Source organism: Pseudomonas sp. GXZC (genome assembly GCF_026967615.1).
In the GTDB taxonomy this organism is placed as follows: Bacteria; Pseudomonadota; Gammaproteobacteria; order Pseudomonadales; family Pseudomonadaceae; genus Aquipseudomonas; species Aquipseudomonas azotoformans_A.
In genome coordinates this window covers 4,629,235-4,649,512 of record NZ_CP114115.1, presented here as the reverse complement: position 1 = coordinate 4,649,512, position 20,278 = coordinate 4,629,235, and the positions used below count along the sequence as shown (strand labels likewise).

Here is a 20,278-nt window from a genome sequence, read left to right as displayed (position 1 = left end):
AATGGCGGTTTTTTATTGGACCTTGCGCGCGCTGCTCAGCCATTGGCGGCGCCATCCGGTGCAGTTTTTCAGCGTGCTCACCGGTTTGTGGCTGGCCACTGCGCTACTGATCGGCGTGCAGGCCCTCAACAGCCAGGCACGCGACAGCTATGCCCGCGCCAGCCAATTGATCGGCGGCGAACCCCAGGCCAGCCTCGGCGCGACGGACGGCGCCAGTTTTCCCCAAGCCGTTTTTGCCCAGTTGCGTCGAGCCGGCTGGCCGGTGTCGCCGGTGGTTCAAGGGCGGGTGCAGCTCAAGGAGCGCGAGGAGGTGCGCCTGCAATTGATGGGCATCGACCCGGTGTCGTTGCCCGGCAGTGGCGCGGTGGCAGGGCAGCGTTTGAGCCAGGCACAAATGCTGGCGTTTTTCGAACCGCCGGGGCGTACGTGGATTGCACCGCAGACCTTGCAGGCCTTGGGGCTGCATGAAGGTCAACAGCCCGTCACCCTGAGCGGGCACACCCTGCCGCCGCTGCAAGCCCAGGCCGATATGGCCCCCGGAGTGTTGCTCACCGATATCGGCTTTGCCCAGCCTGTGCTGGAGATGCCTGATCGCCTGTCGCGGCTGTTGGTGGATAAAACTTTCGCCGCCGGCCAGCCCACGCCACCCGCTGGGCTGCAACTCAAGCAAGGCGAGGACAATAATCTCGCGCGCCTCACCGAAAGCTTTCACCTGAACCTCGATGCATTGGGCTTTCTGTCCTTTGTGGTCGGGTTGTTTATCGTGCACGCTGCCATTGGCCTCGCCCTGGAGCAACGGCGCGGGCTGTTGCGCACCTTGCGCGCCTGCGGCGTCAGTGTGCGTCTGTTGATCGTCAGCCTGGGCGTTGAACTCGGTGTGCTTTCGTTGCTGGGTGGCGTGCTAGGCGTGGCCAGCGGCTACCTGTTGGCCAGCCTGTTGCTGCCGGATGTCGCCGCCAGCCTGCGTGGTTTGTATGGTGCCGAGGTGCCGGGGCAGTTGAGCCTGAGCCCTTGGTGGTGGGGCGCCGGGTTGGGCTTGAGTTTGCTCGGCGCGTTGCTGGCCGGTGCCAGCAGCCTGTGGCGGGCGGCGCGCTTGCCCTTGTTGGCGCTGGCCAATGCGCAGGCCTGGCATGAGGCCCATGGGCGTTGGTTACGGCGTCAAGGGTGGGTGGCCGCTGCCGCGCTGGTGACCGCCGTGCTGGCGCTGGGGTTCGGTCATAGCCTGGCTGCTGGCTTCGTGCTGATGGCTGCGTTACTGCTCGGTGCGGCCCTCGGTTTGCCGGTGGTGCTCAATGGCCTGCTCAAGGCTGTTCTGGGACGCAGCCGTTCGGTGCTGGGCCAGTGGTTTCTGGCTGATTGCCGTCAGCAATTGCCGGCGTTGAGCCTGGCCCTGATGGCGCTGCTGTTGGCCCTGGCCGCGAATATCGGGGCAGGCTCCATGACGTCGGGGTTTCGTCATACGTTCAACAACTGGCTGGAGCAGCGTCTGACTGCCGAGCTGTACCTCAACCCACAAAACCCGGCCCAGGCCGAGCAACTGAGCCGATGGTTGGCGCAACAACCGCGGGTGCAGGCGGTGCTGCCCACCTGGCAGGTCGCGGTGCAATTGCAGGGCTGGCCGGCGGATCTGTTTGGCGTGGTCGACGACCCGACTTATCGCCAGCATTGGCCGCTGTTGGAGGCGTCGAGCGAGCCGTGGGACCAGTTGCAGCAAGGCGACACGCTGATGCTCAGCGAGCAACTGGCACGTAGGCTGGCGGTGAAGTTGGGCGATACCCTGAGCATCCCGACGCCTCAGGGCACCTGGACGCCGAAAATAGTCGGGATCTACGCCGATTACGGCAACCCCAAGGGCCATATTCTGGTCAATTCCAAGCACCTGCTGACCCATTGGCCGACGCTGTCACCGGCGCGTTTCAACCTGCGGGTGTCACCGGCAGACGTGGCACCGCTGACGCGTGAGGTGCAACGCGCCTTTGCCCTGGAAGACAGCCGTATCGTCGATCAACAGCAACTCAAAGGCTGGTCGAGCCAGGTGTTCGAACGCACCTTCGCCGCCACCGCTGCCCTGAACAGCCTGACGCTGGGCGTGGCCGGTGTGGCGCTGTTCATCAGCCTGTTGACCCAGAGCCAGAGTCGCCTGGGCCAACTCGCACCGCTGTGGGCATTGGGCGTCACGCGTCGGCAATTGATGCTGCTCAACCTTGGCCAGACCTGGCTGCTGGCGGTGCTCACGCTGGTCTTGGCCTTGCCGCTCGGCTTGCTGTTGGCCTGGTGCCTGGACGCGGTGATCAATGTGCAGGCCTTTGGCTGGCGCCTGCCGCTGCAGGTGTTCCCGTGGCAACTCGCGCAATTGCTCGGGCTGGCGATGCTCGCGACGTTGCTGGCCTCGGCATGGCCGTTGTGGCAGTTGTATCGCAGTCGTCCGGCGGATTTGTTGAGGACGTTTGCCAATGAAGATTAAGTGGCTGTTGTGGATGTGCTGCTTACTGGTCGCTTGTGACAAAGTCCCTGAGCCGCAGGAAAGCTTCGCCGGCCTGGGCAGTGACGCGGCGGACTTTGCCCAAGTGGTGCCCGGCAAAGTGTTCAGTTTTCCCGACGACCATGGCCCCCATCCGGGCTTTCGTATCGAGTGGTGGTACGTCACCGCCAACCTCAAGGACGCGCAGGGCAATGTCTTCGGCGTGCAGTGGACCTTGTTCCGCAATACGCTCAAGGCCGGGCCGACCGAGGCGGGCTGGCGCGATTCGACGATCTGGCTTGGCCACGCCGCCGTGACGTCCGCCACTCACCACTATGCCGCCGAACGCTTTGCGCGCGGCGGCGTGGGCCAGGCCGGAGCCCAGGCGCAGCCGTTCAATGCCTGGATCGACGATTGGAATTTCGCCACCCGTCCCGGCGCCGTAAGCAGCCTGGCCGACATGCAACTCAAGGCCAGTGGTGCGCAATTCGCCTATGACCTGCACCTGACCTCCAGTCGCCCATTGGTGTTGCAGGGTGACGAGGGCTACAGCCGCAAGTCCGACCTGGGCCAGGCGTCGTACTACTACAGCCAGCCGTTTTTCAGTGCCCGTGGCAGCGTCACTGTCGATGGCAAGGTCTATCAAGTCGCCGGCCCGGCCTGGCTCGACCGCGAGTGGAGCAGCCAGCCGCTGAGCGCCAGCCAGACCGGCTGGGACTGGTTTTCCCTGCACCTGGACCGTGGCGAGCAGTTGATGCTGTTTCGGGTGCGGCAAGCCGATGGCGCGGGTTATCTCACGGGGACCTGGATCGACGCGCAAGGCCAGACGCAGACGCTGCACAACGCGGATATCCAACTGGTGCCGTTGGAAACCACCACGATTGACGGTCGCAAGATTCCCACGCGCTGGTCGCTGAAAATCCCCGGCAAACAGCTGGACATCACCACCCAAGCCGTCAACCCGAACGCCTGGATGAGCCTGAGTATTCCGTACTGGGAAGGGCCGGTGCGGTTTGACGGTGGGGTGGGTTACCTGGAAATGACCGGGTATTAGGGCGGTTTCTGTAGGCTCTATTTCACCGCTGCGTAGGCAGCTTCCCAAATGTAAAGCGACCCCCCTGGACTTGTGTCCGGGGCGCAGGCGCTTGCTTATATTCCGACGCCATCTCAATTGCATCCTGGATGTGGGGCATGGCGCAGAGCTTTATCAACGACCGCGCAACGGACTACCTGAGCCTCAAATCCCGGTTGATGGGCGGCGGACTGAGTCGCCCGCGTTCCGATCATTTTGACGTGCTGAATCGGCACCTGCGGCCCGGCTTGGTGGCACCGGGGCAACTGGTGATTATTCCCGACAGACACAGCCTGAATTGCTCGGTCGAGGAAGCGTGGTTGATGCGCCAGGCCGAGGAAGTCCGTCGTCACCTGGCATTGAATGCGGCGACGGGTACGGCACTGCTCGGCAACTATGACTTGCTGCAGAGTTTCATGACCAATGGCTCGATTGGCGTTGGTAGTGCGACTTCGGCCTGGGCGCGGCACCTGAATGAAGTGGCGCAAACGTTGGAGGAAATCGAGCGGCTGCATCAGCGGTTGAAAGACGGCGGGTTGGACAGGGCGGCGTTTATCCAGCAGCGCCAGGCGGTGTTTCGGCGCTTGGAGGGGCAATTGCAAGGGGCTGCACGGATGGGCACGGGATTGCAGGGTAATGCGTCGTTGAAGAAGGTGTTGGGGATTTCGACGAGGAGCTATTTGCACAAGGGGGAGATTGCGGGGTATGCGCAAAGGATTGGCGCTATTGCGCAGACGTCAAAGTGGTTGGGCAAAGGGACTTACATGGGATTGGCGTTGGACGTCGGCGTGGCGAGTTTGGAGATCAAGGAGGCGTGTATGACGGGAAGGGAAGCTCAGTGCAGAAGGGCTAAGTATGTTGAGACGGGGAGACTGGCGGGTGGAGTCGCAGGAGCCGCCTTTCTGGGAAAAGTCGGTGCAGACGCAGCTCGTCGGGCATGCACAATGTTCTTAGGCATTCGAATGAAGGGAAAAGGTGAACTCGCCTGTGGCGTTATCGGAGGTGCAGCGGGAGGGTATGTGGGAGGTGATGAGTTCGGCAGTTTTGGTTCATTTTTGGGAGGGAGGATCGTGGAAGCCGATGGGGATTTGATTTTCCTGCCGGAGGGGACCTGATCATGGACCTTTTTCTCATCTACTCCATCGTGTTGTTTGCTGGAACGTTTGTGATCGTGGGACTGATGATTTTTGCGGAATATACAAAGCTTGACGAGGTGGAACGCCATTTCAGTCAGAACGAGAGGGTTCGCGACAATAAGCGCTTCTGGTGCCGAAACCAGTGGATCGACAGGCAATATCGCATGCTGCTGATACTAGCGTTTTTCTCAGATTCAAAACGCTATATGGAGGCCGGTGTTGTGACTGAAGCCGAACTGGCGTCTGTCCCTTTAGCGCTCAAGCGTTGGGTGGTGTGGCCTTATTACGTTGGGTACATTTGGGCCTTAGGGACCGTTGTGTGGATCGTCTGGCGCTGGTGGTGCGACATCCCGATTCCATAGGAATGATTATTTTCAATAAAAAATACTGTACATATATCCAGTCATATTCTACATTCCATCCCAGGTGACCGGATGTCACCTGACCTTCAGTTTTTAACTATGGATGGATAAAAAATGAAATCGAAAAAAGCCTTTATGTTGGGCGCGGCCATGGCGGCCTCCTGCTTCGTTTCGGCCTTTGCCCTGGCCGAGCAATACCCTCACCTGGCTGCGCAAGCGCCGCAACCGACGATCAAGCAATCCTTGAAAACCGGCGGAAAAATCCCGGCCACCCAGGCGTCCGCAGCACTGAAGCAGCAGCTTCAAGCAGGCGCTCAGCAGAAAAAGCCGGCGTTTGCCGCGAAGGCCCAGGCCGACTCTGTGGTGGAAGACCACGCCGCGCCTGCGCCAGTAACCCAGGTCAAGAAAGCGGACGCTCAGCAACGCGCCGCCGTTCAGGCTGCACTGGTGCAGGGCTGTGAGACCACGCTGGATGTGAACCTGCTCTACACGATCAATGGCGTACAAACCGGCGACCTGCTGTGCTACCACTTCAACCTGCCGAAGAAGGCACGCATCAACGCACTGTTGGTAGGCCAGACAGCAGGCACCGACATGTCGTTGAGCCTGTTCCAGGACGATGGTCAAGGCAACCCGCTTCCCCTGGGCACGTCCAACAATCCGGGCACCGCGGACGAAAGCCTCAGCGGCGTCGTGCCAGCCGGTGACTACTACTGGTTCATGGAAGCCAATGCGGCCGTGCAGGGTTCGAGCTTCCAGTTCGGTGTAGCGGTGGACGACAATATCGACGCCTACGAACCCAACGACACGCCGGATACCGCGTTCCAGCTGCCGGACACCCTGAACTACATCAAGGGCAATGCCGACAGCCTCAACGACGTCGACTACTTTGATTTCAAAGCCGTACGCGGCCAGAGCGTCGGTATCGCACTCACGGCCGATACTGCCAGTGGCAGTACCCGCAACAAGTGGATCCTTGAGCGTTTCGATGGCAACCAGTGGGTCACCGTAGGGGCCAACGTGGTGTCGACGTCGATCCCAAGCCCCGGTGTGGGCGGTGTGGTCAAGGTGCGCGTTCGCCCGAATCAACATCCGAACGAGCCGTGGAGCGCAACGGGCAAATACAACCTGTCGTTTGGTTCCAACCCGCGGGTGAACGACCCCGACGTGAAGGGCGAAGGCAATGTGTTGCGTATCCCTTACTCCGCTTCCAACGTGGGTTATGGCTACATGACCACCCAGGCCTACCGCGACCTGACCTGGACCATGGGCCTTTCGGACAGCACTGGCGCACCGTTGGTGGGGCTGCACCCGATTGTCTACCTGGACCAGCACATCGATCCGAACACCGGCAGTATCGTCTACAAAGGGTATTCGGCGGCCACCAACAGTGCTGGCCTGGCCGGGGGCACGATCAATGTGGGCACCTGCTTCGGTGACTTCCAGACCACGTTCGTCGATTACGCCCAGGGCTATAAGAACACCTGGCGTACCGACTTCAACTACGGCGTGTGGCGCATGGAAGTGCTGGAATACCCAGGTATCGGCGTCGGTGGTGATAACACGGAGTTCGTCAGCTTTGGCCACCTGTGCAAACAGACCTTGCTGAGCAGCACCAAGAGCTAAACACGTTTAACCCGTAGTACCCAGGGCATACAGGCTGCGCGCCTGTATGCCCTTTTTGCGTCAGGGCGCCAATGCCAGGTCCAACGGCAAGCGCGCCATGCTCGTGCCTTTCAACGAGCCGAGGTACAACCAGTTCCCATACTCCCGCGCGGTGGTGATCGGCGAATAATTCCCCGGGCTGCCATCCTGCAGGTTGGCGATGACCTTGCCCTCGGTATCCAGCCCCAGCACGAAGGCTTTGCGTTCGATAGGCTTGGGCACCACCATCAGCGCCCGCACCATCACCTTGCGCAACATCGGATAGCCGGCAAAGCTGTCCAGCAAGGGATTGCGTGGCGAATACAGCGCCACCCAGAAACGGTCCTGGCCGTTGAAGCTGAGGTTGTCCGGCAGGCCGGGCAGGTTGTCGATAAACAGGTCATGGGTGCCGGCGCGCTCGCCTTTGAGCCAGTAACGGCTGATGCGGTACGCGCCGGTTTCGTTCACCAGCACGAAGGTTTCGTCTGGTCCTAATGCAACGCCGTTGGCGAATTGCAGTTGGTCGAGCAGCACCTCGGTGCTGCCGTTGCTGAAGTCATAACGCAGCAGCCGACCGTCGCCGCCATGCTCGATCACCGCTTCGCCATCCTGCCCATAGCCCCAGCGGCTCGACGCATCGCTGAAGTAGGCATAACGCCCGCTGGCGTCTACGGTGACGTCATCGGTAAAGCCAAAGGGCACGCCGTTGGCGCTGGTGCTCAACGTCGTGAGTTGATGTTTTGCATCGAGGGCGAGCAAGCCCTTGATCCCGTCGGCAATGATCAAGCGCCCATCCGGGTGCAACGCCAGGCCCAGGGGCCGCCCCCCGGTATTGGCCAATACTTCCAGGCTGCGGCTGTCGGGCGAGGTGCGGATGATGCGTCCGTCATGCAAACCACTGATCAAAAAGCCCTGGGCATCCAGCAGCAAGGCTTCGGGCCCGGCGATGTCCTGGGCGCCGATTTTCTGCACGCCCTTGAGGCGCTGGTTCTCGGCGTAAGGGCCGCTCTTCATCGACGGCGCCTTGGGTGGCGTCCAATTCACGGGTTGCACCTTTGTGGGCATCAACAGCAGAAAGGCGACCACCGCCAGCAACAGGACAAACAACAGATGACGCAGTTTTTTGGGACGGGTACTCATGACGATTCCTGGTTGTCGTGGGGGCTCGGTTCCCAGTGCAGGGTGCCGAACAGGTAATCCATCAGGGGAAGGACGATGTTGAAGTTGCGCCCCTGCATCAGTTCACGGCGGTGATGCAGGGCGTGCAGTTGATGCATCTGGCGGATCCACGGCAGCCGTGCCACCGGGTGGCTGGCGGGCAGGTGCTCGCAGGCGTGAAACACTTCGTAAAGTAAATACCCGAGGATCATGCACCCCGCGAACAGCCCGGCGACATTAGGGCTCACTTGCTTGAGCAACCACCAGGCGGGCAGGGTGATTGCCAGGCTGTGCAGCACGATCAGCCAAGCCGGGAACAGGATGACGCGCCAGTCGCGGGGACTGTCGTAGGTCATGTGGCCGGGGGTGAAGAAACTGTGATGGTCGCCGGTGTGGCGTGCGTAGAACAGCCGGGCCAAGGCGTGCTTGTGGTGGCCGAGGTGACGGTGCACGAGGTAGATGCAGAGGTTGAAGAACACCAGGGTCAGCGGCACGGTCAGCCATTGCACAGCGCTAATCTGATGCGTGGAAGACCAGGCCAGGGCGATGCACGCAACGCCATAGCCGAACACGAAACCGGCGTGCAGCCAGGGATTGTAATGGGGCGCGACAGAGGCGCGGTAACGGGCGCGAAAGGTCTCGGTAGGGTGGTCCATTGCGGCTTGCTCGGTGTTTTTTTGTTGGAAAGTGAGCTTAGTTGGCGCCAGGGAATGTGCGAGTTTTGCAGTGACCGGCTTACCCGAAGCGACCAATGGGGGCTTGCATACCCCCCATTTCCTTGTTAGCTTCTCGCAAAATGTTAACGATAACATTTGCTCTAACAATAAAAACAAAACAGAGAACCACGCCATGAAAATGCTCCCGAAAACCCTGTGTTTATTGGCTGTAAGCATCACCCTCGGCACCGTCTCCCCGGCATTTGCCGACGCTGCCAAGCCGATCCGCATCGGCGCGTCCTTCCAGGAAATCAACAACCCCTATTTCGTCACCATGAAAAACGCCCTCGAAGAAGCCGGGGCGACCATCGGCGCGAAACTGATCATCACCGACGCCCGTCACGACGTGTCCAAGCAGGTCAGTGACGTCGAAGACATGCTGCAAAAAGGCATCGACATCCTGCTGATCAACCCCACGGACTCGGTCGGCGTGCAATCGGCGGTCAAGTCTGCCCACGCTGCCGGTGTCGTGGTCGTCGCGGTAGACGCCCAGGCCGACGGCCCGCTGGATTCCTTCGTCGGCTCGAAAAACTTCGACGCCGGCTTCCAGGCCTGCGAATACCTGGCCAAGAACATCGGCGACAAAGGCAATATCGCGATCCTCGACGGCATCGCCGTGGTGCCGATCCTGGAGCGTGTACGCGGCTGCAAAGAGGCCGTGGCCAAGCACCCGGACATCAAGATTGTCAGCATCCAGAACGGCAAGCAGGAACGTGACCAGGCGCTGACCGTCACCGAAAACATGTTGCAGGCCCAGCCCACCCTCAAGGGCATTTTCAGCGTGAATGACAACGGCTCCCTCGGTGCACTCTCGGCCATCGAAGCCAGTGGCCTGGACGTGAAGCTGGTCAGCGTCGATGGCGCGCCGGAAGCGATCAAGGCGATCCAGAAACCCGGCAGCAAATTCATCGCCACTTCGGCCCAGTACCCGCGCGACCAGATCCGCCTGGCCCTGGGCATCGCCCTGGCCAAGAAGTGGGGCTCGCAAGTGCCGGCCACTATTCCAGTGGACATCACCCTGATCGACCAGGCCAAGGCCAAGGACTTCAGCTGGTAAATCACCCAGGCCCCACGCTGTCCGTGGGGCCCAGGTCATCCTTCTGAATATGAGGTCGGCGGTATGAGCAGTCTTCTGAAGTTGGAAAACATCTGTAAGCGCTACCCGGGCGTACAGGCCCTCAAGTCCATCAACCTGCAAGTCGAGCGCGGCGAGATCCATGCCTTGCTCGGCGAAAATGGCGCGGGCAAATCGACGCTGATGAAGATCCTCGGCGGCGTCGAGCATCAAGACGAAGGCCAGATCCTGATCGACGGCCAGGCCCAGCAGTTCGCGACCTACCGCGATGCAATCGCCGCCGGCATCGGCATCGTGTTCCAGGAATTCAGCCTGATTCCCTACCTCACGGCCGTGGAAAACATTTTCCTTGGCCATGAGCTGAGTAACCGTTTCGGCCTGTTGCGCAAACGCGAAATGGTCGAGGCCAGCGAGGCCTTGTTCAAGCGCCTGGGCGTGACCATCGACCTGCAATGCGCGGTCAAGCACCTCAGCGTGGCCGAGCAGCAGTTTGTGGAAATCGCCAAGGCGTTGGCCCTGGATGCGCGCCTGCTGGTGCTCGACGAACCCACCGCCACCCTCACGCCCAGCGAGGCTGAGCTGCTGTTCGAGATCATGCGTGAACTCAAGCGCCAGGGCGTGGCGGTGATTTTCATCTCCCATCACCTGGAGGAGATTTTCCAGGTGTGCGACCGCATCAGCGTGTTGCGCGACGGCGGCAATGTGGGCGTCACCGATGTGGCCGACAGTGACATCGACCGGCTGGTCGAGATGATGGTCGGGCGCCGCCTGGAATGCAGTTTTCCACCCAAGCCCAGCACCGAGCGCGGCCCGCTGTTGCTGGAGGTCAAGGACATCCAGCTGGTGCGCAACGGCCCTCATAACAGCTTCCAACTGCACAAGGGCGAGATCCTCGGCTTTGCCGGGCTGGTCGGTTCCGGCCGCACCGAGTTGGCCCTGGCCATGATGGGCGCGCTGCCGTCGGTGAGCAAAGACGTGTGGCTGCGCGGCGAGAAAATCACCCTCGACGACCCGGCCCAGGCGTTGGCCCATGGCATCGGCCTGTTGCCGGAAAGCCGTAAGAGCGAAGGGTTGATCACCGACTTCAGCATTCGCGAAAACATCTCGCTGAACAACCTGCCCAAATACCAGAACGCCTCGGGCCTGATCGACAAAAGCCGCGAATGCGCCAGCGTCGAAGACCTGATGAAGCAACTGTCGATCAAGGCCCCCAGCAGCGAAAGCCGGGTGTTCAACCTCAGCGGCGGCAACCAGCAAAAGGTGGTGATCGCCCGTTGGATCAACCATCACTGCGACGTGCTGGTGTTCGACGAACCCACCCGTGGCATCGACGTGGGGGCCAAGGCGCAGATCTACGCGCTGATGCGCCGCCTCACCGAACAGGGCTACGCAATCATCATGATTTCCTCCGAATTGCCGGAAGTCATCGGCATGTGCGACCGCGTCGCCGTGTTCCACAAGGGCGCCATCGTCAAGGTACTCGAAGCGTCTGCCGTCAATCCTCAAGAGGTCATGCGCCATGCAACAGGGGGCTCAAGTGAATACGTCCATTAGGACCGGCGACAGCAGCCGGTTGCGCCTGAACCTGGCGCGACTGGTGCGCTCGCCGGCGTTTTATCCGTTCGTGGGGCTGGTGGTGGTGACCCTGGTGATGATCCTCGCCAGCGACACCTTCCTCACCGCCAGCAACCTGTCGAACATCGCCCGCCAGGTGTCGATCAACGCGATCATCGCGGTGGGCATGACCTGCGTGATCCTCACCGGCGGCATCGACTTGTCGGTCGGGCCGGTGATGGCCTTGTCCGGCACGCTCACGGCCGGGTTGATGGTCGCGGGCCTGCCGCCCGGCCTGGCGATTGGCGCAGGCATGTTGATTGGCGTGGCCTTTGGTATCGGCAACGGTTTGTTCGTGGCCTACCTGCACATGCCGCCGATCATCGTGACCCTGGCGACCATGGGTATCGCCCGTGGCCTGGGCCTGATGTACACCGACGGCTATCCGATTTCCGGGTTGCCGGAGTGGTTTGCGTTCTTTGGCCGCGAAAGCCTGTTCGGCATCCAGGTGCCGATCCTGATCATGCTGCTCACCTACCTCGCTGCCTACGTGCTGCTGCAACACACGCGCATCGGTCGCTACATCTACGCCATTGGCGGCAATGAAGAAGCGGTGCGCTTGTCCGGCGTTCGCGCGGCGCGTTTCAAGTTGCTGGTGTACGGCATCAGTGGCCTCACGGCGGCGATTGCCGGGTTGGTACTCACCTCACGCCTGATGAGCGGCCAGCCGAATGCCGGTGTGTCGTTCGAGCTGGATGCGATTGCCGCCGTGGTACTCGGCGGCGCCTCGATTGCCGGTGGGCGCGGGGTGATCGTCGGTACGTTGCTCGGCGCCATGTTGCTCGGCGTGTTGAACAACGGCCTGAACATGCTGGGCGTGTCGCCCTACGTCCAGAGCGTGATCAAGGGCGCAATCATTTTGCTGGCGATTTTTATCAGCCGTCAGCGCCACAAATAAATACCTAACAAGCACAGGACCCGACACCATGGACAAGCACACCGACATGCAAGCCGTCGTCTGCCACGGCCCGAAAGACTATCGCCTGGAACGCATCGGCAAACCCCAGGCACGCGCCAATGAACTGGTGATCCGCATCGCCGCCTGCGGCATCTGCGCCAGTGACTGCAAGTGCCACTCGGGCGCCGCAATGTTCTGGGGCGGCGACAACCCGTGGGTCAAGGCGCCGGTGGTGCCGGGGCACGAATTTTTTGGCTATGTGGTGGAAGTGGGCGAGGGCGCCGAAGAGCACTTCGAAGTCGCCGTAGGCGACAAGGTGATTGCCGAGCAGATCGTGCCGTGCGGCAAGTGCCGTTTCTGCAAGTCGGGCAAGTACTGGATGTGCGAAGTGCACAACATCTTCGGCTTCCAGCGTGAAGTCGCCGAAGGCGGCATGGCCCAGTACATGCGCATCCCCAAGACCGCCATCGTGCACAAGATCCCCGAGTCGGTGTCGCTGGAAGACTCGGCGCTGGTGGAACCGATGGCCTGCTCAATCCATACGGTCAACCGTGGCGATATCCAGCTCGACGACGTGGTGGTGATCGCCGGCGCCGGGACCCTCGGCCTGTGCATGGTCCAGGTCGCTGCGTTGAAAACCCCGAAGAAACTGGTGGTGATCGACATGGTCGACGAGCGCCTGGAACTGGCGAGAAAATTCGGCGCCGATGTGGTGATCAACCCGTCGCGCGACAACGCCCGCGAAATCATCAACGGCCTGACCGACAACTATGGCTGCGACGTCTACATCGAAACCACCGGCGTGCCGGCGGGCGTCACCCAGGGCCTGGACCTGATCCGCAAGCTCGGACGTTTTGTCGAGTTCAGCGTGTTTGGCGCCGAGACCAGCGTCGACTGGTCGATCATCGGCGACCGCAAGGAGCTGGACGTCCGCGGCGCCCACCTCGGCCCGTATTGCTACCCGATCGCCATCGACCTGTTCGAACGCGGCCTGGTCACCTCCAAGGGCATCGTCACCCACGACTTCCCGCTGGACGACTTTGCAGAGGCCTTCGCGTTGGCCAATTCGACTCAGTCGATCAAGGTGCTGTTGAAGCCGGTGGCCTGAACATGAACTACGTGATGGGTGTCGATATAGGAACCCAGAGCACCAAGGCGCTGCTGGTGGATGGTCAAGGCACGATCATCGCCCAGCACAGCCAGGGGTATCGCGTGGATACCCCAAAAGTGCGCTGGGCCGAACAATGGCCGCAAGTCTGGCTCGATGCCGTCGAGACCTGTGTGGTGCAATGCATGGCCAAGGCCGGCGTGGCGGCGCAGCAGGTTAAGGCGCTTTGCATCAGCAGCTTGTACGGCGGCTCGGGGATTGCGGTGGATGCGCACATCACGCCGCTGCACCCGTGCCTGATCTGGATGGACCGCCGCGCCGGTGAGCAGGTGGCCTGGGTGCGCGAGCAGGTGGACTTGGAGCGGATGTTCGCGATCACCGGCAACTCGGTGGACAGCTACTACGGCTTTACCAAGATGCTCTGGCTCAAACAGCACCAGCCCGAGGTGTGGGCCAAGACCCGCTACCTGCTGCCGCCCAACAGCTACATCAACTGGTGCCTCACCGGCGAGTTGGCGGTGGACCATAGCAGCGCCGGCAATATCGGCGGCGTCTACGACGTGAAGGCGCGCGGCTGGTCTGGCGAAATGCTCGATGCGCTGGGCATACCGCAGGCGATGATGCCCGAGCGCCTGGTGTCTTCCGGTGAAGTCGTCGGTGGGTTGCTGGAGGAGTGGGCGGCGCGCCTCGGCCTGCAGGCGGGCACACCGATTCTGGCCGGTGGCGTCGATGCGGCCATGGCAACCTTGGCGGCGGGTGTGACTCAGCCAGGCAACCACGTGGCAATGATCGGCACCAGCATGTGCTGGGGTTACCTGAACCAACAGGTGGATGCCCATCACGGTTTGGTGAGCATGCCCCACGTCTACAACGGCCACCGCGACCTGTACATCTTTGGCGGTGCGATCACCGCCGGTGCTTCGGTCAGCTGGTTTCGCGAGCAGTTCTGCCAGGCCGAAGAGCAACAAGCCAAGGCCACCGGCCAGGACAGCCTGGTGCTGCTGGAACAGCGCGCGATGAACATCCCGGCGGGCAGCGAAGGCCTGTTGTTCCTGCCTTACTTGATGGGCGAGCGCAGCCCGGTGTGGGATGATCGCGCCAGCGGCAGCTTTGTCGGCTTGAACCTCTACCACAGCCGTATTCATCTGTATCGCGCGGTGCTGGAGGGGGTGAGTTTTGCCCTGCGACACAACATCGAAGCGGGCACCCGTGGCGCGCATTCCCTGGACCCACGCTTGATCGTGGTGGGCGGGGCAAGCCACTCGGATCTGTGGATGCAGATCATCGCGGATGTCACACGCTACCCGGTGTACACCATTGTCCAGGAGGTGGAAGCGGCGCTGGGGGCGGCGTTGTTGGCGGCGCACACGGTGGGGTTGGTGAGTGATGGGGAGATGGACAAGGGGTGGGTGCAGCTGGAGTTGCGGGCTGAGCCCAAGATGGAAAATGTCGAGGCGTATGACCGGGCGTTTGCCGAGTACCTAAAGCTGTATCCCGCCCTGAAACCGATCATGCACAGCCTGCAGGAGAACTGAATGAACGCAGCGTTCGACTTCACCCACCACCGCATCCTCGTCACCGGCGCCAGCAGCGGCATCGGCCGCGAAATCGCCTTGCAACTGATCGCCAGCGGCGCCGATGTCTTTGCCCTCGGCCGCGACGCCCAAGCCTTGGCCGAACTCGGCTGCCACAGCCTCTGCCTGGACATCGCCGACAGCGTCGCCCTCGACAAGACCCTGAACGACCTGCCGCCGCTGCATGGCCTGGTCAACTGCGCCGGTATCTCGCGCCTGGAGCCGGCCGCCGCCATCAGCGCTGAAGCGTTTGATCAGGTAATGCAAGTCAACGCCCGCGCTGCTGCCCAGGTCGCCAGCCGTGTAGCGGCCAAGATGATCGAAGCACAGATCGCTGGCAGCATCGTCAATGTCTCCAGCCAGGCTTCGCTGGTCGCGTTGGACGATCACCTCGGCTACTGCGCCTCCAAGGCTGCGCTGGATGCAATCACCCGTGTGCAATGCGCCGAGTGGGGGCGTTTTGGGATTCGCGTCAACAGCGTCAACCCCACGGTGACGCTCACGCCGATGGCGGCCATGGCCTGGTCCGAACCGGCCAAGCGCGACCCGGCACTGGCGGCGATTCCCTTGGGGCGCTTTGCGCAAACGGTGGAAGTGGCATTACCGGTGTTGTTCCTGCTGAGTCGCGCCGCGAGCATGATCAGCGGCGTTAGCCTGCCCATCGACGGCGGCTACACCAGCCGCTAGCCGTTTTCCAACTGACCGGCGATCACTACCTTGTCCCTTGGTTTGAACGGGTCTTCCAGGCGGTCGAGCAACAGGCGCACCGCGCTGCTGCCGGCCAGGGACGCATCGTGGGCCACGCAGGCGATGGGCACGCCGAAGATATCGGCGAAGGGCAGGCGGTCGATGCCGCAGAGGGTCAGGCTGTCATGGGCGATGTTGTGCATGCGCAGTGCGCGCAAGGCACCGAGGGTGATCAACTGGTTGAAGCCCATGATCGCGTCCGGCGCCGAGTGTTCGGCCAGGTAGTCGAGGGTGTGCAGGTAGGACGGCATCAGCGTGTAGTCGCCGGCCTGCACTTCGACCTGCACCATCGGGTGTTCGGCCAGCACTTCGCGCAGGCCCTTGAGGCGTTCGACGGTGATGCGCGAGTGCTCGGGGCCGGTCAGCACCAGCAAGCGCTTGAGGTTCGGGGTCTGGCGCAGCAGGTAGTGCGCGGCCTGGATGCCACTGTGGTAGTTGTCGAGCACCACGCGGCTGAACGGGCTGTCGTGGATCGTGCGATCGAGCAGCACCACCGGGGTCTTGCCATTGCCCAGGCGTTCGAGGTAGTCGGGCTGATAGCTCGGTTCATCCGAGACCGGCGACAGGATGATCCCCGCCACGCGGTAGCCCAACAGGGTGTCCACGGCCTTGCTTTCCAGCTCTTCCAGCTCATCGGTGTCCACCAGCATGATGGTGTAGCCATGCTGTTTGGCCTCGCGGGAAATCGCCTTGATCATTTCGCTGTAGAACGGATTGTCCACCGACGCGGTGATCACGCCGATGATCAGGCTTTCACTGCGCTTGAGCCCGCGCGCGAAGGCGTTGGGCACGTAGTCCATCTCCCGCGCCACTTCGAGGATGCGCGCCAGGGTGGCCGGCTTGACCAGGTCGGGTTTGCTCAGTGCGCGGGACACCGTGATGGTGGTCATGCCGACGCGCTTGGCGATGTCGCTGATGGTGACGGACTTCTTCTTGTTCATCGGTCAGGCTGCAAAAGGAAACACCCGCAGGCTAGCATGCGCGCAGGTGTAGGGTGATTCAAATCAACGGGTCCCAACGCTGCGACCAGTCGCTTTCGGCCTTGACCACTTCGCGCAGTAACCCCAGCGCCTGCTGCAACACCGCCGAATCCCGCGCCCGTGAGTACACCAGGTACGTCGGGAAGCTGAACTCCGGTGCCTTGGGCACACGCTGCATGACGCCGCTGTCCAGGTAACTCTGTACCACGCGGGTGCGGAAATAGCCGGCGCCGCCGTTCTCCAGGATGTATTGCAACGCCAGCGGGCCCAGGTTGAAACTCAATGCGGCACGGGCCTTGTCGGGCAGGGCGGCGTCGTGTTGCTGGCGAAAGCCTGGCCCCCAATCGATATACACGTAGGGCGCTGGGTTGCTCACCAGTTGCACCAGGATCAGTTTTTCTTCCAGCACCTGTTCCACCTGCAAGCCTGGCCAGTATTGCGGCTGGAACACCAATGCAGCGTCGAGTACGCCCAGTTCCAGCTGGCGCAACAGGTAGTCGCCTTCGCGCACTTCGGTGCGCAGGGCATGGCCGGGGATGTGTTGGCGTAACGCCTGGGCCCAGCCGAGCATCAACGGGTTGCACAGGCTGACTTCGCCACCGATATGCAGCACGTTGCGATAACCGTCCGGCAGCGGCAGGTCGCGTTTTGCGGCTTCCCAGGTTTGCAGCAATTGGTTGGCGTACACCACGAAGGCCTCGCCGTCGGCGGTCAGCCTGGCGCCTGCGCGGTTGCGCACGAACAGTGTGCTGCCTAGTTGGCTTTCGAGGCTCTTGACCCGTGCGGTGATGGCGGTCTGGGTGACGTGCAGTTTCTCGGCGGCGGCGGCCAGGCTGCCGCAGCGGGTGATTTCGAGGAAGGTGCGTGCCAGTTCGATGTCCATGAAGGCCCCAGGGAATGAATGGGGGACAGTGTAATGGAATGTGGTTGAAACTGTGGGAGCTGGCTTACCTGCGAAGGTGGCCTGATACCCTCCCATTAAGGACGAACACTGCAACTGTGGCGAGCGGGACAAGTCCGCTCGCCACAATAAGCCCTTCCTACATCAGGTACTACGGTGTTCTGGTGATTGGGGCTTGTAAGTGCGTTGTGGGAAATGCTTTTGCATACGCCTGGCACACCCGCAACACCTGCTCATCGGCAAAGCGCGCGCCGACTACATGCAGCCCCACCGGCAAGCCGTTCGCTGCCAGCCCGCACGGCACCGAGGCTGCCGGTTGCTGGGTCAGGTTGAAGGGGTAGGTGAATGGCGTCCATTGTGTCCATTCCTGCAAGCCGGAGCCGGGTGGTACGTCGTGCCCGGCAGTGAACGCGGTGATCGGCATCATTGGTGACACCAGTACATCGTAGTGCTCATGGAACGCCGCCATGCGTGCCACCAGTGCGGCGCGGGCTTCGAGGGCTGCGTTGAAGTCGTCCAGGCTCAAGCGTTCGCCGCGTTGGGCGATGCGCAGCAGGCCGGGGTCGAGCAGTTGTTTTTGTGTCTCGCTCATGGCGCCGGTCAGGCGTGCCGCGCCGGCTGCCCACAAGGTGCTGAAGACGTCCAGTGGGTCACTGAAACCGGGGTCGATCTGCTCGACATGGGCGCCCAGTTGTTCCAGGCCTCGCACCGCCTCCGCCACCACCTTGGCCACTTGTGGGTCGACCTCTACATAACCGAAGTTCGGACTGTAGGCCACGCGCAACCCTTTCAAATCCGTACCCGGCGTCAGCCATGGTGTGGTGCGTGGCGCACCGATCAAGCCATCCCGTGTGTCCGGCTGGGCGATGGTTTGCAGCATCAAGACGCTGTCTTCCACCGTACGGGTCATTGGCCCCAGGTGCGACAGGATGGTCATGGAACTGGCTGGCCATTGCGGTACATAACCGAAGGTCGGCTTAATGCCAAAAGTGCCAGTAAACGCACAGGGAATCCGGATGGAACCGCCCGCATCGCTGCCCTGGTGCAGCACGCCCAGGTTCAACGCCGCCGCCGCGCCCGCGCCGCCGGACGAACCGCCTGCCGTGGTACGGGTGTCCCAGGGGTTGCGGGTGATGCCATACAACGGGTTGTCGGTGACGCCTTTCCAGCCAAATTCCGGGGTGGTGGTTTTGCCCAACAGTACCGCACCGGCCTTGCGCATAAAGGCCGGGAAGGGAGCGTCGATGTCCCACGGCCCCTCGGCGGATGAGATGCGTGAGCCCTTGCGGGTCGGCATGCCGATGGTCAGCGTCAGGTCCTTGATCGAAGACGGCACACCGTCCAACGGGCCGCGGGGTTGGCCGTTGAGCCAGCGTTGTTCCGAGGCGCGCGCGGCGTTCAGCGCGCCTTGCGGGTCAACGTGGCAATAGGCGTTCACCACCGGATTGAAGCGTTCGATACGCAGCAGGGCATCCTCGGTGACTTCCACCGGCGATAAAGTCTTGTCACGAAAATGCTGCAGCAGTTGCACCGCCGTCAGTTGGCCGATCTCGCTCATGCCACGTCCCCCTGTGCCGCATTGACCATGGCGCGCAGCAACACCGCGCAGCCCGCCGCCAGGTCATCCGGCGCGGCGTTTTCGATTTCGTTATGGCTGATGCCGCCTTCGCACGGCACAAAGATCATCCCGGCCGGTCCCAGTTCAGCGACGAAAATCGCGTCGTGGCCGGCACCGCTGACGATGTCCATATGGCTCAAGCCCAAGGCTTCGGCGCTTTCCCGTACTGCGTTGACGCAGGCTGGGGCGAAGTCCAGCGGCGGGAAGTCGGCGGTTGGCGTCAGTTCATACGCCAACCCGTGCCTGGCGGCGGTGGCTTCGATTACGCCGCGCACTTCATCGACCATGGCGTGTAGTTTGTCTGCATGCAGGTGACGCAGGTCGAGGGTCATGTGCACCTGTCCGGGAATCACGTTGCGCGAACCGGGGTGCAGGCTCAGGCAACCGACCGTGCCACAGGCGTGGGGTTGCTGTTGGTGGGCGATACGGTTGACCGCGCTGACTACCTCGGCAGCGCCGACCAGGGCGTCCTTGCGCAGATGCATCGGCGTCGGGCCAGCGTGGGCTTCGACGCCGGTGAAGGTCAGGTTGAACCACTTCTGGCCCAGGCAGCCCATGACCACGCCGATGGTAGTGGCCTGGTCTTCCAGCACCGGGCCCTGTTCGATATGCGCCTCGAAATACGCACCCACCGGGTGGCCGAGCACGGCGCGGGAACCGGCGTAACCGATGCGTTGCAGTTCGGCACCCACCGACAGGCCCTGGTCATCGACTTTGTCGAGGGTGTCCTGCAAATCGAACTTACCGGCAAACACCCCGGAGCCCATCATGCACGGCGGAAAACGCGAGCCTTCTTCGTTGGTCCACACCACCACTTCAATCGGCGCTTGGGTTTCGATGTTCAAATCATTCAGGGTGCGGATCACTTCCAGTCCGGCCATCACCCCATAACAGCCGTCGAACTTGCCGCCCGTGGGTTGGGTGTCGATATGGCTGCCGGTCATCACCGGGGGCAGGGCCGGATTGCGCCCGGCGCGGCGCGCAAAGATATTGCCGATAGCGTCGACCGTGACGCTGCACCCGGCGGCCTCGCACCATTGCACAAACAGGTCGCGGGCCTGGCGATCCAGGTCGGTGAGGGCCAGGCGACATACGCCGCCTTTGACGGTGGCGCCGAGTTGGGCCAGGTCCATCAGCGACTGCCACAGGCGGTCACGGTTGATCAGCGGGGCGTTGCTCTTGAGCGGTTGCGCAAAACTATTCATCAGCAGTCT

Annotated in this window: 17 protein-coding genes; 11 read left to right on the top strand and 6 right to left on the bottom strand. The window is 62.1% G+C overall.

The window, feature by feature from the left end; all coding sequences use genetic code 11:
* Position 1 precedes the first annotated feature (1 nt).
* The 5 genes from OZ428_RS21735 (at position 2) to OZ428_RS21715 (ending at position 6,657) form a co-directional block, all read left to right on the top strand.
* Positions 2-2,464, top strand: a complete 2,463-nt coding sequence (locus OZ428_RS21735) for an ABC transporter permease (protein WP_269131247.1) — start codon at positions 2-4, stop codon at positions 2,462-2,464.
* On the top strand, positions 2,454-3,515 hold the full coding sequence (locus OZ428_RS21730) for a lipocalin-like domain-containing protein (RefSeq protein WP_269131246.1): 1,062 nt from the start codon (positions 2,454-2,456) through the stop codon (positions 3,513-3,515). Before OZ428_RS21735 ends, OZ428_RS21730 begins: the two co-directional genes overlap by 11 nt.
* Positions 3,516-3,652: 137 nt before the next feature.
* Positions 3,653-4,648, top strand: a complete 996-nt coding sequence (locus tag OZ428_RS21725; protein ID WP_269131245.1) for a hypothetical protein — start codon at positions 3,653-3,655, stop codon at positions 4,646-4,648.
* Between the two features lie 2 nt (positions 4,649-4,650).
* Positions 4,651-5,031, top strand: a complete 381-nt coding sequence (locus OZ428_RS21720) for a hypothetical protein (RefSeq protein ID WP_269131244.1) — start codon at positions 4,651-4,653, stop codon at positions 5,029-5,031.
* A gap of 114 nt (positions 5,032-5,145) precedes the next feature.
* Positions 5,146-6,657, top strand: a complete 1,512-nt coding sequence (locus tag OZ428_RS21715) for a hypothetical protein (RefSeq protein ID WP_269131243.1) — start codon at positions 5,146-5,148, stop codon at positions 6,655-6,657.
* 60 nt (positions 6,658-6,717) lie between these two features.
* Here OZ428_RS21715 and OZ428_RS21710 read toward each other — a convergent pair whose 3' ends face one another.
* Together OZ428_RS21710 and OZ428_RS21705 are read right to left on the bottom strand one after the other, a co-directional pair.
* Positions 6,718-7,815, bottom strand: coding sequence for an SMP-30/gluconolactonase/LRE family protein (locus OZ428_RS21710; RefSeq protein ID WP_269131242.1), 1,098 nt, complete (start codon positions 7,813-7,815; stop codon positions 6,718-6,720).
* A complete protein-coding gene (locus tag OZ428_RS21705) occupies positions 7,812-8,489 on the bottom strand; it encodes a sterol desaturase family protein (protein ID WP_269131241.1) in 678 nt (225 codons plus the stop codon). Before OZ428_RS21705 ends, OZ428_RS21710 begins: the two co-directional genes overlap by 4 nt.
* Positions 8,490-8,682: 193 nt before the next feature.
* Here OZ428_RS21705 and OZ428_RS21700 point away from each other — a divergent pair, with 193 nt between their 5' ends.
* From OZ428_RS21700 to OZ428_RS21675, 6 genes are all read left to right on the top strand, one after another.
* On the top strand, positions 8,683-9,606 hold the full coding sequence (locus OZ428_RS21700; RefSeq protein ID WP_038849054.1) for a substrate-binding domain-containing protein: 924 nt from the start codon (positions 8,683-8,685) through the stop codon (positions 9,604-9,606).
* 63 nt (positions 9,607-9,669) lie between these two features.
* Positions 9,670-11,178 carry a sugar ABC transporter ATP-binding protein gene (locus OZ428_RS21695; protein ID WP_269131240.1) on the top strand — a complete coding sequence of 503 codons (1,509 nt, stop codon included), beginning with the start codon at positions 9,670-9,672 and terminating at the stop codon, positions 11,176-11,178.
* On the top strand, positions 11,144-12,136 hold the full coding sequence (locus OZ428_RS21690) for an ABC transporter permease (RefSeq protein ID WP_033903298.1): 993 nt from the start codon (positions 11,144-11,146) through the stop codon (positions 12,134-12,136). The genes OZ428_RS21695 and OZ428_RS21690 overlap by 35 nt, the downstream gene beginning before the upstream one ends.
* Before the next feature lie 28 nt (positions 12,137-12,164).
* Positions 12,165-13,244 carry an alcohol dehydrogenase catalytic domain-containing protein gene (locus OZ428_RS21685; protein ID WP_269131239.1) on the top strand — a complete coding sequence of 360 codons (1,080 nt, stop codon included), beginning with the start codon at positions 12,165-12,167 and terminating at the stop codon, positions 13,242-13,244.
* A gap of 2 nt (positions 13,245-13,246) precedes the next feature.
* Positions 13,247-14,779, top strand: a complete 1,533-nt coding sequence (locus OZ428_RS21680) for an FGGY-family carbohydrate kinase (RefSeq protein ID WP_269131238.1) — start codon at positions 13,247-13,249, stop codon at positions 14,777-14,779.
* Complete coding sequence (locus tag OZ428_RS21675; protein ID WP_269131237.1) at positions 14,780-15,505, top strand: SDR family oxidoreductase; 726 nt, start codon at positions 14,780-14,782, stop codon at positions 15,503-15,505.
* Here OZ428_RS21675 and OZ428_RS21670 read toward each other — a convergent pair.
* The 4 genes from OZ428_RS21670 to OZ428_RS21655 form a co-directional block, all read right to left on the bottom strand.
* A complete protein-coding gene (locus OZ428_RS21670; RefSeq protein WP_269131236.1) occupies positions 15,502-16,506 on the bottom strand; it encodes a LacI family DNA-binding transcriptional regulator in 1,005 nt (334 codons plus the stop codon). The genes OZ428_RS21675 and OZ428_RS21670 overlap by 4 nt on opposite strands.
* A 58-nt stretch (positions 16,507-16,564) precedes the next feature.
* The gene (locus OZ428_RS21665) at positions 16,565-17,428 is read right to left on the bottom strand and encodes a LysR family transcriptional regulator (RefSeq protein WP_016974860.1); all 864 of its coding nucleotides are present in this window, start codon (positions 17,426-17,428) and stop codon (positions 16,565-16,567) included.
* Between the two features lie 169 nt (positions 17,429-17,597).
* Positions 17,598-19,004, bottom strand: coding sequence for an amidase (locus tag OZ428_RS21660; protein WP_269131235.1), 1,407 nt, complete (start codon positions 19,002-19,004; stop codon positions 17,598-17,600).
* Complete coding sequence (locus OZ428_RS21655; RefSeq protein ID WP_269131234.1) at positions 19,001-20,269, bottom strand: Zn-dependent hydrolase; 1,269 nt, start codon at positions 20,267-20,269, stop codon at positions 19,001-19,003. Before OZ428_RS21655 ends, OZ428_RS21660 begins: the two co-directional genes overlap by 4 nt.
* Between the last annotated feature and the right edge of the window lie 9 nt (positions 20,270-20,278).

Excerpts from the sequence above, each read along its gene's own strand:
- OZ428_RS21735 (WP_269131247.1), top strand. The coding sequence starts at position 2 with ATGGCGGTTTTTTATTGGACCTTGCGCGCGCTGCTCAGCCATTGGCGG.
- OZ428_RS21730 (WP_269131246.1), top strand. The coding sequence starts at position 2,454 with ATGAAGATTAAGTGGCTGTTGTGGATGTGCTGCTTACTGGTCGCTTGT.
- OZ428_RS21725 (WP_269131245.1), top strand. The coding sequence starts at position 3,653 with ATGGCGCAGAGCTTTATCAACGACCGCGCAACGGACTACCTGAGCCTC.
- OZ428_RS21720 (WP_269131244.1), top strand. The coding sequence starts at position 4,651 with ATGGACCTTTTTCTCATCTACTCCATCGTGTTGTTTGCTGGAACGTTT.
- OZ428_RS21715 (WP_269131243.1), top strand. The coding sequence starts at position 5,146 with ATGAAATCGAAAAAAGCCTTTATGTTGGGCGCGGCCATGGCGGCCTCC.
- OZ428_RS21710 (WP_269131242.1), bottom strand. The coding sequence starts at position 7,815 with ATGAGTACCCGTCCCAAAAAACTGCGTCATCTGTTGTTTGTCCTGTTG.
- OZ428_RS21705 (WP_269131241.1), bottom strand. The coding sequence starts at position 8,489 with ATGGACCACCCTACCGAGACCTTTCGCGCCCGTTACCGCGCCTCTGTC.
- OZ428_RS21700 (WP_038849054.1), top strand. The coding sequence starts at position 8,683 with ATGAAAATGCTCCCGAAAACCCTGTGTTTATTGGCTGTAAGCATCACC.
- OZ428_RS21695 (WP_269131240.1), top strand. The coding sequence starts at position 9,670 with ATGAGCAGTCTTCTGAAGTTGGAAAACATCTGTAAGCGCTACCCGGGC.
- OZ428_RS21690 (WP_033903298.1), top strand. The coding sequence starts at position 11,144 with ATGCAACAGGGGGCTCAAGTGAATACGTCCATTAGGACCGGCGACAGC.
- OZ428_RS21685 (WP_269131239.1), top strand. The coding sequence starts at position 12,165 with ATGGACAAGCACACCGACATGCAAGCCGTCGTCTGCCACGGCCCGAAA.
- OZ428_RS21680 (WP_269131238.1), top strand. The coding sequence starts at position 13,247 with ATGAACTACGTGATGGGTGTCGATATAGGAACCCAGAGCACCAAGGCG.
- OZ428_RS21675 (WP_269131237.1), top strand. The coding sequence starts at position 14,780 with ATGAACGCAGCGTTCGACTTCACCCACCACCGCATCCTCGTCACCGGC.
- OZ428_RS21670 (WP_269131236.1), bottom strand. The coding sequence starts at position 16,506 with ATGAACAAGAAGAAGTCCGTCACCATCAGCGACATCGCCAAGCGCGTC.
- OZ428_RS21665 (WP_016974860.1), bottom strand. The coding sequence starts at position 17,428 with ATGGACATCGAACTGGCACGCACCTTCCTCGAAATCACCCGCTGCGGC.
- OZ428_RS21660 (WP_269131235.1), bottom strand. The coding sequence starts at position 19,004 with ATGAGCGAGATCGGCCAACTGACGGCGGTGCAACTGCTGCAGCATTTT.
- OZ428_RS21655 (WP_269131234.1), bottom strand. The coding sequence starts at position 20,269 with ATGAATAGTTTTGCGCAACCGCTCAAGAGCAACGCCCCGCTGATCAAC.